Raw genomic sequence first — 14299 nt, forward strand, 5'->3', positions numbered from 1 at the left:
AGGTACCTCTGGTTCGACGGGGGAAAAGCTACCGTGCCGCACCGTCGTCGGTGTGACGTACGGTCGGTCCGGGGGCGGGTGAACACGAAGCTTTCACTCGCGAGGACGCCGAAGGAGGGGCCGGGGATGCGCGGCCGACGCCGATTCCGTACCGCTGCCGCCGCCACGACGGCGGCGCTGCTGTGCGCGGGAGCACTCGCCGGCTGCACGGCCGTGGAGCCGGCGGCGAAGGTCCCCTCGGCGAGACCGGCACCGAAGGCGGAGCCCCTGTGGGACGTCTCCCCCGCCTCCGTCGCGGCCGTCGGCGACTCCGTCACCCGCGCCTTCGACGCGTGTTCGGTCCTGGCGGACTGCCCCGAGGTGTCCTGGGCGACCGGGACGGACGCCGCGGTGAACAGCCTGGCGCTGCGGCTGCTCGGCCCGGCGAAGGTGGCCACCCACAGCTGGAACCTGGCGCGGACGGGCGCCCGGATGGCGGAACTTCCGGAGCAGATGGCGGGGGCGGCGGCCGAGAAGCCCGAGCTGGTGACGGTGATGATGGGCGCGAACGACGCCTGCCGGCCGACGCCCGGCCTGATGACCCCGGTCGCCGACTTCCGCGCCTCCTTCGAGACGGCGCTGGCCCGGCTGCGGGCGGGCGCCCCGAAGGCGCAGGTGTACGTGTCGAGCGTGCCGGACCTGCGGCACCTCTGGTCGACGGGGCGGGTCAGCCCGGTCGGCGTCCAGGTGTGGAAGCTGGGGATCTGCGGCTCGATGCTCGCGGACGCCGAGGACCTCGGCCCCGCGGCGGAGCGGCGCCGGGCCGAGGTGCGGGACCGGGTGGTGGCGTACAACCGGGTCCTGGAGGAGGTCTGCGCCGGGGACGCGCGCTGCCGGTACGACGGCGGGGCGGTGTTCGGCTTCCGGTTCGACGGCGGTCAGTTGAGCCCCTGGGACTGGTTCCATCCGAGCAAGGACGGGCAGGCGCGGCTCGCGGAGCTGGCGTACCGGCGGATCACGAAGGAGTGAGGACCCCGGGGCGGTTGTCAGGTGCCGCCCCGGGGCCGGTCGTGAGGACGCCCGGGATCAGATGTCGAGGGCGGTCGTCAGGCGGGCATCCGAGAGGGAGTGGGCGGCCACGACCTCGTAGGCGCCGGTGACGAGGGTCCAGTCGCCCTTCTCCTCGTCCCAGATCTCGAAGGCGCGGCGGGGCAGCGCGATCGAGGCCTCGACGCTCTCGCCGGGGGCGGCCTCGACGCTCGCGAAGCCGGCGAGCCAGCGGACCGGCCGCTCGACGGTGGTGCTCCGCGCGCCGTCCGGCTCGGGGGCCACGGGTGCGAGGTAGATCTGCACGACCTCGCGGCCGGGGCGGTCGCCGGTGTTGGCGACCCGGACGGTGACCCTGTCCGGGGTCGCGATCAGCGAGTCGTACGACCAGGTGGTGTAGCCGAGGCCGTGGCCGAAGGGGTACGCGGGGACGGCGCCGGCCCTGTCCCAGGCGCGGTAGCCGATGAAGACGCCCTCGGCGTAGTCGAGTTCGCCGTCGGTGGGGGTGACCTCGGTGACGGGGGCGTCGGCGAGGGCGACGGGCCAGGTGGTGGGGAGGCGACCGCCGGGCTCCTCGGCGCCGGTGAGGACGTCGGCGAGGGCGGCGCCGCCCTCCTGGCCGGGGAACCAGCCGAGGAGGATCGCGGCCACGTCCTCGCGCCAGGGCAGTTCGACCGGGGAGCCGGCGTTGACCACGACGACGGTGTTCGGGTTGACGGCGGCCACGGCCCGTACGAGGTCGTCCTGGCGGCCGGGGAGGGCGAGGTCCTTGCGGTCGAAGCCCTCGGACTCGACGCGCTCGGTGGTCGCGACGACCACGACGGCGGTGTCGGCGGCGCGGGCGGCCTCGACGGCTTCGGCGATCAGTTCGTCGGGGTCACGGCGCGGACCGAGGTGGACGAAGGAGAACATGACGGCCGGCAACGGGGCCGCGAACTCCTTGTCGAGGGTGTGCAGGAGGGAGACCTCGACGGTCTCGCCGGCGGTGAGGGCGACCTTGGCGCGCTCGACCGGCGAGCCGAAGAAGGCCTCGAAGGGGTCGGTCTCGGGGCCCATCGCCTGGACGCCGTCGAAGACGGTCTCGCCGGCGACGGAGAGGGTGTAGGCGCCGAGGCCGCGGGTGCCGAAGGAGTGCTCGCCGGTCTCGCGCGGGGTGAAGGTGCCGACGACCTCGACGGAGGCGAGGGTGTCGTGGGTGACGCCGGCCGGCAGGTCGTTCCCGATCCACTGGACCTGGCCGTTGGGCAGGGAGCCCTCGCCGAGGAGCCGGCCCTCGGCGTCGCGGCAGCGGGCGCGCAGGACGAAGCCGGGTGAGACGGAGCCGGCGGGTACGAGCTCCTCGCTGGGGTCGGCGCCGACCGTGAAGGTCAGGGCTCCGTCGGGCAGGGCGCCGGTGAGGCCGTCGAGCGGGGAGACGACGTGGTCGGGGAAGACCTGGGCGGAGCCGCCGCCGAGGACGCGGGCGTCGCGGGCGGCGGCGCCGGAGAGGGCGACGGTGGACCCGGCCGCGAGGGGCAGGGCCGCGTTCTCGTTCCGTACGAGGACGAAGCCGCGACGGGCGATCTCGCGGGCGAGGGCGTCGCCGTCGATCGCGGCCGGGTGCTCGGTGACGACCGGCGGGGCGCCTTCGAGGGCGCCGACGCGGGCGGCGAGCCGCAGCACGTTGCGCACGGCGGTGTCGACGGTGGACTCCTCGACCTCGCCGGCGCGGACGGCGGCGGCGAGGGCCTCGCCGTAGACGGTGTCGGGGCCGGGCATGGCGACGTCGAGGCCGCCCTCGATGTCGCCGACGGTGGAGCGGGCGGCCACCCAGTCGGAGACGTTGCAGCCGTCGAAGCCCCACTCGCCGCGCAGGACCTCGTTGACGAGGTGGTGGTGCTCGGTCATCGTCACGCCGTTGACCTGGTTGTAGGCGGTCATGATGCCCCACGGGTGGGCGTTCTCGACGATGGCCTCGAAGGGGGCGAGGTAGACCTCGCGGAGCGGGCGCGGGGCGACCTTGTTGTCGACGGTGAAGCGGTCGGTCTCGGCGTCGTTGGCGACGAAGTGCTTGACGGTGGTGCCGACGCCGCCGTCCTGGACGCCCCGCACGTAGCCGGTGCCGATCGCGCCGGTGAGGAAGGGGTCCTCGCTGTACGCCTCGAAGTGACGGCCGCCGAGCGGGGTGCGGTGCAGGTTGACCGTGGGCGCGAGGAGGACGTGGACGCCCTTGCGGCGGGCCTCCTGGGCGAGGAGGCGGCCGGCCCGGCGGGCGAGCGCGGGGTCCCAGGCGGCGGCGAGCGCGGTCGGGGACGGCAGGGCGACGGACGGGTCGTCGGCGGTCCAGCGGACGCCGCGGACGCCGATGGGCCCGTCGGACATGACCAGGGACTTCAGGCCGATCTCCGGCAGGGCGGGCAGGGACCACATGTCCTGGCCGCCGAGCAGCCGCGTCTTGGCGTCCAGGTCGAGCTTGCCGAGCGCCGCCTCGACGGCCGCGTTCCTCACGGTCTCCGCGCTGGTCTCCGCCATGGCCGTACCTCCTCGTTGACGTACCGATGACCCCGATGCGCCCATCGTGCACCCACCTACCTGTAGATCGGTAGGTTACGTTATGAGTTAGTTACTTCCAGAGGTGGGCGAAGGGGTACCGTCCTGTCGGACGAACCTGCGAGAGGAGGCCACGGCGATGGTGCGGGCCAGGAGCGAGGAGCGGCGCGCGGACATCCTGCGCGCCGCGCTCGAAGTGATCGCCGAGCGCGGCTACCGGGGGGCCACCCTCGGCTCCGTCGCCGAGCGCGTCGGGCTGACCCAGCAGGGGCTGCTGCACTACTTCCCCACGAAGGAGGCGCTGCTCGTCGCCGTCCTGGAGGAGCGCGACCGCTGGGACACCAGCGGCGGCCGGGACCGTGAGGGCTGGCGGCTCGACCTGCTGGAATCCCTCGTCGAGTACAACGCGATGCGGCCCGGGATCGTACAGACCTTCTCCGCACTGCTCGGCGAGAGCGTCACCGACGGACACCCCGCACGGACCTTCTTCACCGAACGGTACGCGCAGGTCAGAGCCAACATGGCGGACGTACTGCGGCTCGAGTTCGGCGACCGGCTGGCCGGGGGCCTCACCCCGGAGCAGGCGGCCCCGCTGCTCACCGCGGTCATGGACGGCCTCCAGTACCAGTGGCTCCTGGACCCCTCGGCGGTGGACATGCCGGGCGCCTTCCGCGACTTCCTGCGCCTGCTCCGGGGCGGCGAGGAGCAGAGCCAGGGCCCGTCCGGAACGTAGAGCCGCCTACCCGGCGAGCCGGGCGGGACCTTCCGGACGCGTCCGCCGCGAAGCTCGACCTGGACCGCGTCCAACGGCTCGACGCCCCCGAGGACCGCTTCAAGCCGGCCGAGCACTCCGCCGTCGGCACCCCCTAGCCGGCGACCGCCGCCAGGTCCTCCGCCAGCAGGGCCGGGTCCTCCGTCAGGGCCGAGTGGACGGCCTCCAGGAGGGGCAGCTTCGCCAGCGCGGTCGCCAGGGCGACGTCCTTCGCGGCCAGGGCGACCGGGAAGTACGAGCCGGTGGCGGTGGCCCGCCCGACGGCTCCCGCGAGGGGGCCCGCGCCGAGGGTGCGGAGCGCGAGGTCGCGGGGCAGGCCGAGGGCGCCGGCGAGCGTGAGGGCCTCGGCGACGAGGGCGACCCCGCCGATGGCCGCGTTGATGAGGACCAGCTTCAGCGCGGCGCCCGTACCGGGCCCGCCGCACGGGGTGGTGGCGCCGAGCCGGTCGAGGACGGCGGCGACGGGCGCGGTGTCGCCGCCCGCGAGGATCAGGAGCTCACCGGTGGCGGCCCGGTCGACGCTGCCCATGACGGGCGCGTCGATCAGGGTGACCCCGTCGGGGAGCCGGGCGGCCAGGGCGGTGACGGTGTCCGGGCCGACCGTCGAGGTGTCGATCCAGTGGGTGCCGGGGCGCAGCGCCGGGATCAGCAGGTCCGCGACGGCGAGCGCGGCGGCCGGGTCCGAGAGCATCGTGACGACGACGTCGGCGTCCCGGACGGCCTCGGCGGGGCTCGTGGCGAGGACGGCTCCGTCGGCGACGAGGGGGTCGGCCTTGGCGGGCGTGCGGTTCCAGACGGTCAGGGGGTGTCCGGCGTCGAGGAGCCGGCGGGCCATCGGCAGGCCCATGGATCCGAGGCCGATGAAGGCGATCTTCTGCGGGGCGGTGTTCTCCATGCCCTCGACGCTAGGACCGCCAGATTCATGCGACAAGCGAATGTCTAGCATGGCAGCCATGCATGTCTCGCATGGTCTGTACGAGGCGTTCCTCGCCGTCGCCCGCGCGGGTTCCTTCACCGCCGCCGCCCACACCCTCGGCTACACGCAGTCCGCGGTCTCCCGCCAGGTCCAGTCCCTGGAGGACGAGATGGGGGCGGAGCTGTTCGAGCGGCTGCCGCGCGGGGTACGGCTCACGGAGGCGGGCCGGGTGCTGCTTCCGCACGCCGAGGCGGTACGGGACCGGCTGGCCGCCGCCCGGGCCGAACTCGCCTCGCTGCGCACGCTCGACGGCGGACTGCTGCGGCTCGGGGCCTTCTCCAGTGCCACCGCCTCCCTCGTACCGCGTGCGCAGGCCGCGTTCCGCGCGCGGCATCCGGGGGTCGTGGTCACGCGCGTCGAGGGGCCGTCGGTCAAGCACCTCGGGCTCGTCGCGGCCGGGGAGGAGGACCTCGCGGTGGTCGGTCCGGCGCCCGCCGCTCCCCCGCCGCCGGGTGTGACGCTGCACCACCTGCTCGACGAGCCGATGCTGGTGGCCCTTGCGCAGGGGCATCCGCACGCGGGGCGGCGGGCGGTGCGGCTGGCCGAACTCGCCGACGAGGAGTGGATCGTGGGCCACGAGCGCCTGGAGGACACCCTCTTCCGTCCGGCCGTCGCCGCCGGGTTCCGGCCGCGCACCGGGCTGCTCGCGCACGACTGGATCGCCAAGCTGGGGGCGGTCGCGGCGGGCCTCGGGGTCACGCTGGTGCCGGCGCTCGCGGCGGCCTCGGTCCGCCGGGACGTCGCGCTCGTCACGATCCACCCGGACGACGTCCCGTATCGCCGGATCTGCGCGGCCGCGCCGAGCGCCCCGACGGTGGCGGCGACCGCGTTCCTCGGCCTGCTGCGCGAGACGGCCGACGAACTAATACCCCCGACCCGATCTTGACCCTTACAGAGGGGCGCGGGATGATGGCCGCCGTGATCACCGCAGCCACCCAGTTCGCCCCGGTCGCCGGGGACATCGACGCCAACGTCCGTACGATCGCCGGTCTGGTACGGGCGGCCGGAGCGGAGGGGGCCCGCGTGGTCGTCTTCGCCGAGCTCTGCCTGACCGGGTACGAGCCCTCCCTGATCCGGGACACCCCGGGCCTGGTCCTCACCGAGGACGACCCCCGCCTCGCCCCCGTCCGGGAGGCGTGCCGGGCCGCCGGCGCGGCGGCCGTGGTCAACGGACCGGTGCGCACCGGCGGGACGGGGGTCGGGATCACCACGCTCGTGATCGGTCCGGACGGTTCGCTCCTCGCCCGCTACGACAAGCGGAACCTGTACGGGGTCGAGGCCGAGGTCTTCGAACCGGGCGCCGTCGACGGGCGGTTCACGCTCGACGGGGTCCGGTTCGCCACGGCCACCTGCTACGACAACCGCTTCCCCGAGCTGGCCGCGCGGGCGGCGGCCGACGGCTGCGCGGTGTACCTGGCGAGTTCGGTGCTGTCCGCCGACAACGACTCGTTCGACGAGGTGTACCCGGCGCGGGCCCGCGACTTCGGCCTGTACGTGGTCCTCGGCAACGTCCTGGGACCCAACGAGGACGGGGTGGGCGCCGGCCGGGCCGGAGCCTGGGGCCCGGACGGCGAGCGGATCGCCGACGCGGGCGACGCCGCTCCGGGCTTCGTGCTCGCCGAGGTCGGCTGAGCGCACGGGAGCGGGCCGGTCCACTCGGAAGCGGACCGGCCCGCGCGGAAGCCGGGCGGCCGTGGGACATACGGCCGCCCGGCTCCGGAACGCCGTCACGGAACCCCCGGTCCATGACGGCGCCCCGCCCCCGTGACGGGGTGCTCGTCCCCTTAGGGGGCGCTCAGGCCCAGCGTGTACGCTCCGGAGCCGCTGTACGCGTGGACCACGTACCGGTAGTAGCCCGCGGTGCCGTAGTAGCTGGTGTTCTCGTCGGCGCTCGCCGTGCCTCCGACGGCCACGTCCGCCCAGGTCGACCCGTTCCACTTCTGCAGGTAGAGGTCGAAGTCGGCGCCGGCCGGGCCGCGCAGGCAGCCGACGTGGGTGCCGGCGGTGGCGGAGTAGTAGTACGAGCCGTCCGGCTGGGCCTGGGCCTGACCGGAGGACAGGGTGCCCTGGTAGGTGTACTCCGCGTTGTCACAGCCGGTGGGCGGGGTCGTCGAGCCGACCGACAGCTGGTACGTGACCGTGTGGGTGGCGGAGCCCGTACCGGTGACGGTGATCGGGTACGTGCCGTTGGCCGTGCCCGCCGCGACCTGGACGGTCATGGTGGACGAGGAGCCCGAGGTCACCGAGGACGGGCTGAAGGAGACGGTGACGCCGCTCGGCGCGCCGCTCGCGGAGAGCTGGACGGTCTGCGCGCTGCCGCCGGTGGTGGAGGTGTTCACCGTGGAGGTGACCGACGCGCCCGGCTGCACCGAACCCGAGGACGGGTTCAGGGCGAGCGAGAAGTCCGGGGTGGTGGTGCCGCCGCAGTCGGTCTCGCCGGACTGGGCCGGGACGCCGACCGCGTTCCAGGCCGCCTTCACCGCGTTGCACTCGGCGCTGCCGTAGGTGTTCTTGGCCGTGCTCAGCGTCGCCTTGCGGGCGGCGGGGTGGTTCCAGGAGGAGGTCTTCATCAGCAGCGCGCCCATGAAGATCTTGCCGGCCTTCTGGATGCCGATGCCGGTCACCGAGGACGGACCGCCGGAACATATGGGGCTGTTGGGCTTGCCGCCGCCCGGGTTGGAGCCCTCGGCGAGCAGGTAGAACCAGTGGTTCTGCGGGCCGGCCGCCGCGTGCACCTCGGTGCCCGAGGTCAACTGGGTGTAGCAGTTGGGGTCGTTGTTGACGAGCGAGGGGTTGTACATGTTCCGGATCGGCTTGCCGTCGCCGAAGAAGTTGACCTCCTCGCCGACCGTGTAGTCCGGGGTGTCGTTCGGGTTGTTGGCGTAGTGCTCGGTGAGCGCGCCGAAGATGTCGCCGGTGGACTCGTTCATGCCGCCGTTCTCGTTGGACGAGCCGGCGGAGCCCGGGGTCCGGTCGAAGATCTCGTGGCCGTACTCGTGGGCCACGACGTCGATGCCGGTGAGCTGGTTGGAGCCGGTCTGGGCGCGCCCGTAGGTCGTCTTCGTGCCGTCGTAGTACGCGTTGACCTCGTTGAGTCCGGCGCGGGCCGGGACCATGCCGCCCTGGCCGTTCTGGCCGTTGTAGCCGAACCACTCCTTGAGCATGGAGTGTTCCTTCTGCGCCGCGTACATGATGTCGACGCAGGCGGTCACCAGGTCGTTGGCGCCGTTGTTGCCCCACGGCGAGGAGCCCGTGTAGGCGCTGCCGTTCTGGCCGCCGCACTTGAAGCCGCCGCGGCTGGTGTCGGTCATGGAACCGGCGGCGGTGTCGATGGTGACGTTGCCGTTGTGGTACCCGCGGCCGTCGGCGTGCAGGATCTTGTCGGTGGCGCGGGCGACGGACCCGGTGCGCGCGTCGACGAAGGTGTCGAGCGAGCTCGGCGCGCCCTGCGCCGTCCGGCCGATGACCAGGGTGTGCCAGGTCAGAACGGCCTTGCCGCCCTTGAGGAGGACGGTCAGCTCCGGGGCGCTCGCGCTCTCGACCGACGCCAGCTGCGCGCGGGCCGTGGCGAGGGCCGCGTCGGCGGTCACCTTGGCCCGGGTCGAGACCTTGATCGCCGGGACGGGGGCGCCGGTGACCTCGCGGACCTTGCCGGAACTGTCGGAGACGACGACGGCGTCGCCGCCGACGACCGGGAGGCCGCGGTAGCTGCGCTCGTACGACGCGTAGTACAGACCGTTCGCCCAGGGGGTGACGGACGTCCGGACGAGGTCCTCCTCGGCGCCGTGCCGCAGCTCGTCGAGACCGCTCGCCGCGGCGCCGTCGGCGGCCGCGAGCGCGAGGGACTTGCCGTGGCCCGGGGGTACGGGCTGCGCCTGCGGGGCCGCGGTGGCGGTGCCGGCGAGGGCGGTCGCGAGGCTCGCCGACAGGGCCAGGGCGGCCACGGTCGCCGTGAGTCTGGTGGGGTGCAACGTCTGCTCCGATCGGGGTGGGGATCGTGGTGGGGGAGACGGATCGTCGCGCCGAGTATGGGCGTGTACATGGCCGGTTCGGGACATCTCACGCGGCATAAGACGCGGGTTATGGTGCGCCCGCGCCGTGCTGCGTACGCTGCTGAAATGCAGCTGGAGTTGAGGCATCTAGAGGCCGTCTGCCGGATAGCGGAAGCGGGCAGTCTGGGGCGCGCGGCCGGGCGGCTCGGGGTCTCCCAGCCGGCCCTCTCGGCGCAGCTGCGCCGCATCGAACGGGTCGCGGGCGGGGAGCTGTTCCTCCGCGGCCGGCACGGCGTGGAGCCCACTCCGCTGGGCGAGTTCGTCCTCTCCAAGGCACGCCTCGTCCTCGGCGAGATGGACGCGCTGGCCGCCGGCGCCCGGGCCGTCGCCCCGCACACCCCGCTGCGCCTCGGCTGCATCCTGCTCGTCCTCGTCGACCGGCTGCTCGGGGAACTGGAGCAGGTCATGGCGGACCTGGGCACGGCGGGCCAGGACGTGTCGGTGACCGTCGAGCACTCGGCGACGACCCTGACCCGGCAGCTCGGCGCGGGGCGCTACGACGCCGTCCTGTACGGGGAGGTCAACGACCACGAGGTGGCGCTGCCCGAGGGGACCACGGCCCGGACGCTGGTCCCCAAGGAGCCCTTCTGCGTACGGCTCTCGGCGGCGCACCCACTGGCCGGGAAGGACCGGATCGCGCTGGCCGAGCTGGCCGGCGAGTCCTGGATGACGCTGGTGGAGGACGACGACGGCGGCCCCGAGGCGCTCGTCGCCGCCTGCGCGAAGGCCGGCTTCACGCCCGTGCTGCGGCACCGGGTGGCCGACCGGCAGATGCACTACGGCCTGATCGCGGCCGGCCGTGCGGTGTCGATGAGCCAGCCCACGGCCCCGTACGCCGAGGGCACGGTCCTGCGCCCCCTGGAGGGCGACCCGGTCACCGGCCGGATCCGGCTCGCCTGGAACCGGGCCGCGGTCCCCGCCCGGCACGCGGAGCTGATGTACCGGGCCGCGGCCCGCGCCTACCTGGCGAACGTCGACAACAACGCCTTCTACCGGACCTGGTGGGACGCGCGCCCGGAGCTGCACCCGGTCCTCGAGGGCTGAGCCCCCGGGGACCGGGCGCGGCCCTGCGGCCTACCGGTACGAGAGGTCGCCGGCCGAGTATCGGCAGGTGGTGCCGTCCGGGCCGGTGCCGATCTCCCGGGGCTCCTTGCCGGTGTCGTTGCCGGTGAAGCGGGTGCACGGCTTGAGCTTCTTCTTGGCGTCGCCGTGGATCCGGATGTTCCGCAGGGTCGCGGTGTCCCCGTAGTTGGCGTTGACGCCGACGATCGACTTGCCGGGCGCGGTGACGTCCACGTCGTTGATCAGGATCGTCCGCTTGTACTGCTTCCTGCAGTTGCCGCAGGAGCGGACCAGCTTGCCGAAGTCGGAGACCTGGAACTTCGTCACGACCAGCTTGCCGGCGCCGTTGAACTGGAAGACCTTGTCGGAGGCGCTCTTCGCGCCGCCGCCGTAGACCGCGTACACCGCGGACGGCGAGGTGCCCTTGAAGGTGGCGGCGTCCTCGCCGACGTTCTCCCACCAGACGTTCTGGAGGGTGCAGCTGCCGAGGCAGTGGACCCCGTCGGCGGCCGGGGTGCCGATGACGACGTTCTTGAGGACGGCGCCGTCCTTGAGGACGAAGACCGGCTTCTGGCTCTCGCTCTGGCCGTCGGAGCCGAGGTCGCCGGTGCCGTGGAAGCGCTGGAGCTTGCCGTCGTAGGTGCCGGAGACCTCGATGGTGGCGGCGACCGGCTTGTCGCCCTTCGCCTGCGGCCAGGCGGGGACGGCGCCCGCGGCGCCCGCCGGGGCGAGCAGGCTGCCGGCGACGACGGCCGCGCCGGTGACGGCGAGGGCGCTCAGGCCGCCGATGACCGCGCGACGGCGGCCGGTCTTCCGCTTGTGTGACGTCATGTGTTCCTTCTTCAGTGGGGGAGGTGGTGCACCCCCTGGTCGCCACCGGTGGCGGGAAGGTTGCCGCCTTCTTGATCGTTCTTCTCGGGGCCGTCGGCGGCGGACGTCTCGCCGCGCAGGTCGCGGACCATCAGGGTGGCGCCCGCGACGGCCCCCGGCATCAGGAAGACGGCGACGAACGGGACCAGGAAGGCGAGCGTCAGCGGTACGCCGAAGCCGAGGACGGCGAGCCGGCGCCCGCGGAGGAGGGTCAGCCGCTCCTTGAGCTCGACGCCCCGGCGCTGGAGCGCCACGGCCGTCAGCTCCTCGGCGAGGAAGAAGCCGGAGACGCAGAAGCCGAGGGCGGGCACGACGGTCTGGCCGACGACCGGGATGAAGCCGCAGGCGAAGAGCAGGACGCCGTAGAACGCGACCCGCAGCAGGACCCGCAGGCTGTCCCGGGCGGAGATCCACAGCTCGCGCCAGAGCGGAAGTCCGGACTCGGGCACCTCGCCGCCCTCGCTGCGGTCGACCGCCTCGGAGAGGGACTCGTAGAAGGGCTGGCCGACGAGCAGGGTCACGGCGGTGAAGGTGATGACCGCGAGGAACAGCCCGAAGACGAAGACGAGCCCCGTCAGGGTGCCGCGGAGGATCCCGAGCCAGGGCGAGGTCCAGTCGTCGGCGAACGGCGTCGCCCAGGCGGCCAGGTCGTCGGCACCGTATCCGAGACCGATGAGCGCGCCGATGTAGAGGACGAGGGTCACCAGGCCGGGCAACAGCCCGAAACCGAACCACCGCCCGTGCCGGCCCACCCACTTCTGGCCCTGCACCAGGTACTTGAAACCCACCCCGAGATCGCGCATGGGGGTCACCCTATCGGTGCCTCCGGGGGCCGCCCGGGCAGGTCAGCGGCCGGACGTACGGAAGGAGCCGAGGGCCGTGTCGAAGTGCCGGCGGGCCTCCGCCGCGCGGTCCACCGGGGCCGACGCCCACACGTCGTACAGCGTCCCGGCCTGCTCCCAGCAGACGTCCACGGTGCGCCGCGGCCCCTCCGCGCTGGTGAAGCCGTTCCAGGTGAACTCCCAACGGGCGGCGGGCAGTCCCTTGTGCCGCGTCTCCTCGACCGTCGCGTCGCGGTACCCCGGGTTGGTCCTCGGGCCGCTCGCGTCGGCGTCGCGCATCACGCCGATCGCTCCGCCGGCCGGGATCGCCCTGATCCTCACCCCGACCCAGGCGGCCCCGTCCGCCGTCGTGTAGAACACCCGCTCCCCGTCGGTCGAGCGGCGCGCCCCGGCGGGGACGGCAAGGGTGAAGCCCCGTTCGTCCTCGACGGCCGTGTACCCGGCGGGTGCGGGGTCGGACGCGGAGGTGGGCCGGGGGCCCGCCGAACCCGTCGGTCCGGCGCCCGTCGACGGTTCGTCCCGTCCGGCCAGCAGCACCGCCACCGTCACCGCCGCCACGGAGGCGGCGACGGCCGCGACCACGAAGGGCAGCGCGAGCGCGCCCCGCCGCCCGGCCGCGGCAGCGGGGGCCCGGTCCTCCGGCGGGGTGGGCTGCCGCGGGGTGGCCGGCAGGTGGGCGTCGGGCGCGGCCGGCGGGCGGGGGCCGGCGGCCTCCGGGGACAGGGGCCGCCGGGGAGTGCCGGTGGGGCCGGTGTCGCGCACGGCCGGCGGCCCGACCGGCACCGGACCGTCGGCCGGGTCCTCCCCCGCCGCGCAGGCGGCGAGCATCCGGCGGGCTTCGGCGGCTCCCAGGCGCCGGTCCGGGTCGCGTTCGAGCAGGCCGCGGACGACCGGGACGAGCGGCCCCATCCGCTCGGACGGCCGGATCTCCTCGTACACGACGGCGTGCAGGACGGCGCCGATCGAGTCCCGGCGGAAGGGCGAGGTGCCCGTCGCCGCCGCGCACAGGAGCGCGCCGAGCGACCACAGGTCGGAGGCAGGGCCCGCGTCGCCTCCCTGCATCCGTTCCGGCGCGGTGTACTCGGGGGTCCCGACGAAGACGCCGGTCCCGCTGAGCGTGGTGGCGCCGGGGAGGCTGGCGATGCCGAAGTCGGTGAGCACCGCCCGGCCGCTGCCCTTCTCCAGGAGGACGTTGGCCGGTTTCACGTCCCGGTGCAGGACGTCGAGGGCGTGGGCGGCGCCGAGCGCGTCGAGCAGGTCGAGGCCGAGCCGCGCGGTCTCCCGCGGGGACAGGACGCGGCCGGCGGCCAGCCGGTCGGCGAGCGATCCGCCGTCGACCAGCTCCATCACCAGTGCGGGTCGGCCCTCGTGCTCGACGACGTCGTGGACGACGATCACGTGGGGGTGCCGGATCCGGGCGACGACCCGCGCCTCCCGGAGGGCGCCCGCCGGGTCGGCGCCGTCGTCGAGCGCCAGGGTCTTGACCGCGACCGGTCGCCCGAGCAGTTCGTCGGTGGCCCTCCGGACCACGCCCATGCCACCCTGCCCGAGGCGCTCCCCGAGGCGGTACCGCCCGCCGATGAGCCCGTGGCCGGCCTGCTCCGGCCCGTTGTGCGACGACACTCGACTCCCCCGTCCGCTGGACACGGACATGATGCCGCAGCCGCCCGGCTCCGGACACGACGAGGGCCGCACCCCGGTCGGTCGGGGTGCGGCCCTCGCCCAGTGTGCGGGTCCGCGGGTCAGACGGCGAGTTCGACCGTGATGTTGCCGCGGGTCGCCTTGGAGTACGGGCAGACCTGGTGGGCCTTCTCGATCAGGCTCTTGGCGGTCTCGGCGTCCACGTTGGGGATGGTCGCCGAGATCTTGACGATGATGCCGAATCCGTCGTCGTTCTTGCCGATGCCGACCTCGGCGGTGACCGTCGAGCCGGAGACGTCCGCGTTCTCGTTGCGGGCGACGACGCCCAGCGCGCCCTGGAAGCAGGCGCTGTAGCCGGCGGCGAAGAGCTGCTCGGGGTTGGTGCCGGCGCCGGAGCCGCCCATGGCCTTGGGCGGGTTGACGACGACGTCGAGCTGACCGTCGTCCGTGGCCACGCGGCCGTCACGGCCGTTCTCGGCGGTGGCGACGGCGGTGTAGAGGACGTCGGAGTGCTGGATGGACATGCCGG

At 73.9% G+C, this 14299-nt stretch carries 12 protein-coding genes; 5 read left to right on the forward strand and 7 right to left on the reverse strand.

Going from position 1 to position 14299, the window contains the following annotated elements:
• Window positions 1–126 precede the first annotated feature (126 nt).
• Window positions 127–1008: an SGNH/GDSL hydrolase family protein gene (locus OO54_RS22985; RefSeq protein ID WP_033205975.1), complete on the forward strand. Its 882-nt coding sequence runs from the start codon at window positions 127–129 to the stop codon at window positions 1006–1008.
• Between the two features lie 57 nt (window positions 1009–1065).
• Here OO54_RS22985 and OO54_RS22990 read toward each other — a convergent pair whose 3' ends face one another.
• Entirely contained in the window at window positions 1066–3537 is a 2472-nt protein-coding gene (locus tag OO54_RS22990; protein ID WP_033205977.1) for a glycoside hydrolase family 3 protein, read from the reverse strand.
• A gap of 157 nt (window positions 3538–3694) precedes the next feature.
• Between OO54_RS22990 and OO54_RS22995 the strand changes: the two genes are divergently transcribed.
• A complete protein-coding gene (locus tag OO54_RS22995) occupies window positions 3695–4288 on the forward strand; it encodes a TetR/AcrR family transcriptional regulator (protein WP_033205979.1) in 594 nt (197 codons plus the stop codon).
• A 133-nt stretch (window positions 4289–4421) separates the two neighbouring features.
• Here OO54_RS22995 and OO54_RS23000 read toward each other — a convergent pair whose 3' ends face one another.
• Window positions 4422–5222, reverse strand: a complete 801-nt coding sequence (locus OO54_RS23000) for an NAD(P)-dependent oxidoreductase (protein ID WP_033205980.1) — start codon at window positions 5220–5222, stop codon at window positions 4422–4424.
• 49 nt (window positions 5223–5271) lie between these two features.
• Here OO54_RS23000 and OO54_RS23005 point away from each other — a divergent pair, with 49 nt between their 5' ends.
• Together OO54_RS23005 and OO54_RS23010 are read left to right on the forward strand one after the other, a co-directional pair.
• Entirely contained in the window at window positions 5272–6189 is a 918-nt protein-coding gene (locus OO54_RS23005; protein ID WP_051787114.1) for a LysR family transcriptional regulator, read from the forward strand.
• A gap of 32 nt (window positions 6190–6221) precedes the next feature.
• Window positions 6222–6935 carry a carbon-nitrogen hydrolase family protein gene (locus OO54_RS23010; protein ID WP_234439391.1) on the forward strand — a complete coding sequence of 238 codons (714 nt, stop codon included), beginning with the start codon at window positions 6222–6224 and terminating at the stop codon, window positions 6933–6935.
• A gap of 152 nt (window positions 6936–7087) precedes the next feature.
• Here the strand turns inward: OO54_RS23010 and OO54_RS23015 are convergent, their stop codons facing one another.
• The gene (locus OO54_RS23015) at window positions 7088–9274 is read right to left on the reverse strand and encodes a M4 family metallopeptidase (protein ID WP_234439392.1); all 2187 of its coding nucleotides are present in this window, start codon (window positions 9272–9274) and stop codon (window positions 7088–7090) included.
• 147 nt (window positions 9275–9421) lie between these two features.
• On the opposite strand from OO54_RS23015, the gene OO54_RS23020 reads away from it, so the two are divergent.
• The gene (locus OO54_RS23020; RefSeq protein WP_026058203.1) at window positions 9422–10399 is read left to right on the forward strand and encodes a LysR family transcriptional regulator; all 978 of its coding nucleotides are present in this window, start codon (window positions 9422–9424) and stop codon (window positions 10397–10399) included.
• Window positions 10400–10429: 30 nt separating this feature from the next.
• On the opposite strand, the gene OO54_RS23025 is transcribed toward OO54_RS23020, so the two are convergent.
• The 4 genes from OO54_RS23025 to OO54_RS23040 all read right to left on the reverse strand — a co-directional run bounded on the left by OO54_RS23025 (window position 10430) and on the right by OO54_RS23040 (window position 14294).
• Window positions 10430–11248: a pectate lyase gene (locus OO54_RS23025; protein ID WP_033205983.1), complete on the reverse strand. Its 819-nt coding sequence runs from the start codon at window positions 11246–11248 to the stop codon at window positions 10430–10432.
• Window positions 11249–11259: 11 nt separating this feature from the next.
• Window positions 11260–12090, reverse strand: coding sequence for an EI24 domain-containing protein (locus tag OO54_RS23030; RefSeq protein WP_033205984.1), 831 nt, complete (start codon window positions 12088–12090; stop codon window positions 11260–11262).
• A gap of 42 nt (window positions 12091–12132) precedes the next feature.
• Window positions 12133–13752, reverse strand: coding sequence for a serine/threonine-protein kinase (locus tag OO54_RS23035; RefSeq protein WP_051787115.1), 1620 nt, complete (start codon window positions 13750–13752; stop codon window positions 12133–12135).
• A gap of 119 nt (window positions 13753–13871) precedes the next feature.
• Window positions 13872–14294: an organic hydroperoxide resistance protein gene (locus OO54_RS23040; RefSeq protein ID WP_030693363.1), complete on the reverse strand. Its 423-nt coding sequence runs from the start codon at window positions 14292–14294 to the stop codon at window positions 13872–13874.
• Between the last annotated feature and the right edge of the window lie 5 nt (window positions 14295–14299).

Origin of the sequence: Streptomyces wedmorensis (assembly GCF_000716445.1) — a bacterium.
GTDB lineage: Bacteria > Actinomycetota > Actinomycetes > Streptomycetales > Streptomycetaceae > Streptomyces > Streptomyces wedmorensis.

Excerpts from the sequence above, each read along its gene's own strand:
- OO54_RS22995 (WP_033205979.1), top strand. The coding sequence starts at position 3,695 with ATGGTGCGGGCCAGGAGCGAGGAGCGGCGCGCGGACATCCTGCGCGCC.
- OO54_RS23030 (WP_033205984.1), bottom strand. The coding sequence starts at position 12,090 with ATGCGCGATCTCGGGGTGGGTTTCAAGTACCTGGTGCAGGGCCAGAAG.
- OO54_RS23020 (WP_026058203.1), top strand. The coding sequence starts at position 9,422 with ATGCAGCTGGAGTTGAGGCATCTAGAGGCCGTCTGCCGGATAGCGGAA.
- OO54_RS23005 (WP_051787114.1), top strand. The coding sequence starts at position 5,272 with ATGGCAGCCATGCATGTCTCGCATGGTCTGTACGAGGCGTTCCTCGCC.
- OO54_RS22985 (WP_033205975.1), top strand. The coding sequence starts at position 127 with ATGCGCGGCCGACGCCGATTCCGTACCGCTGCCGCCGCCACGACGGCG.
- OO54_RS23025 (WP_033205983.1), bottom strand. The coding sequence starts at position 11,248 with ATGACGTCACACAAGCGGAAGACCGGCCGCCGTCGCGCGGTCATCGGC.
- OO54_RS22990 (WP_033205977.1), bottom strand. The coding sequence starts at position 3,537 with ATGGCGGAGACCAGCGCGGAGACCGTGAGGAACGCGGCCGTCGAGGCG.
- OO54_RS23000 (WP_033205980.1), bottom strand. The coding sequence starts at position 5,222 with ATGGAGAACACCGCCCCGCAGAAGATCGCCTTCATCGGCCTCGGATCC.
- OO54_RS23040 (WP_030693363.1), bottom strand. The coding sequence starts at position 14,294 with ATGTCCATCCAGCACTCCGACGTCCTCTACACCGCCGTCGCCACCGCC.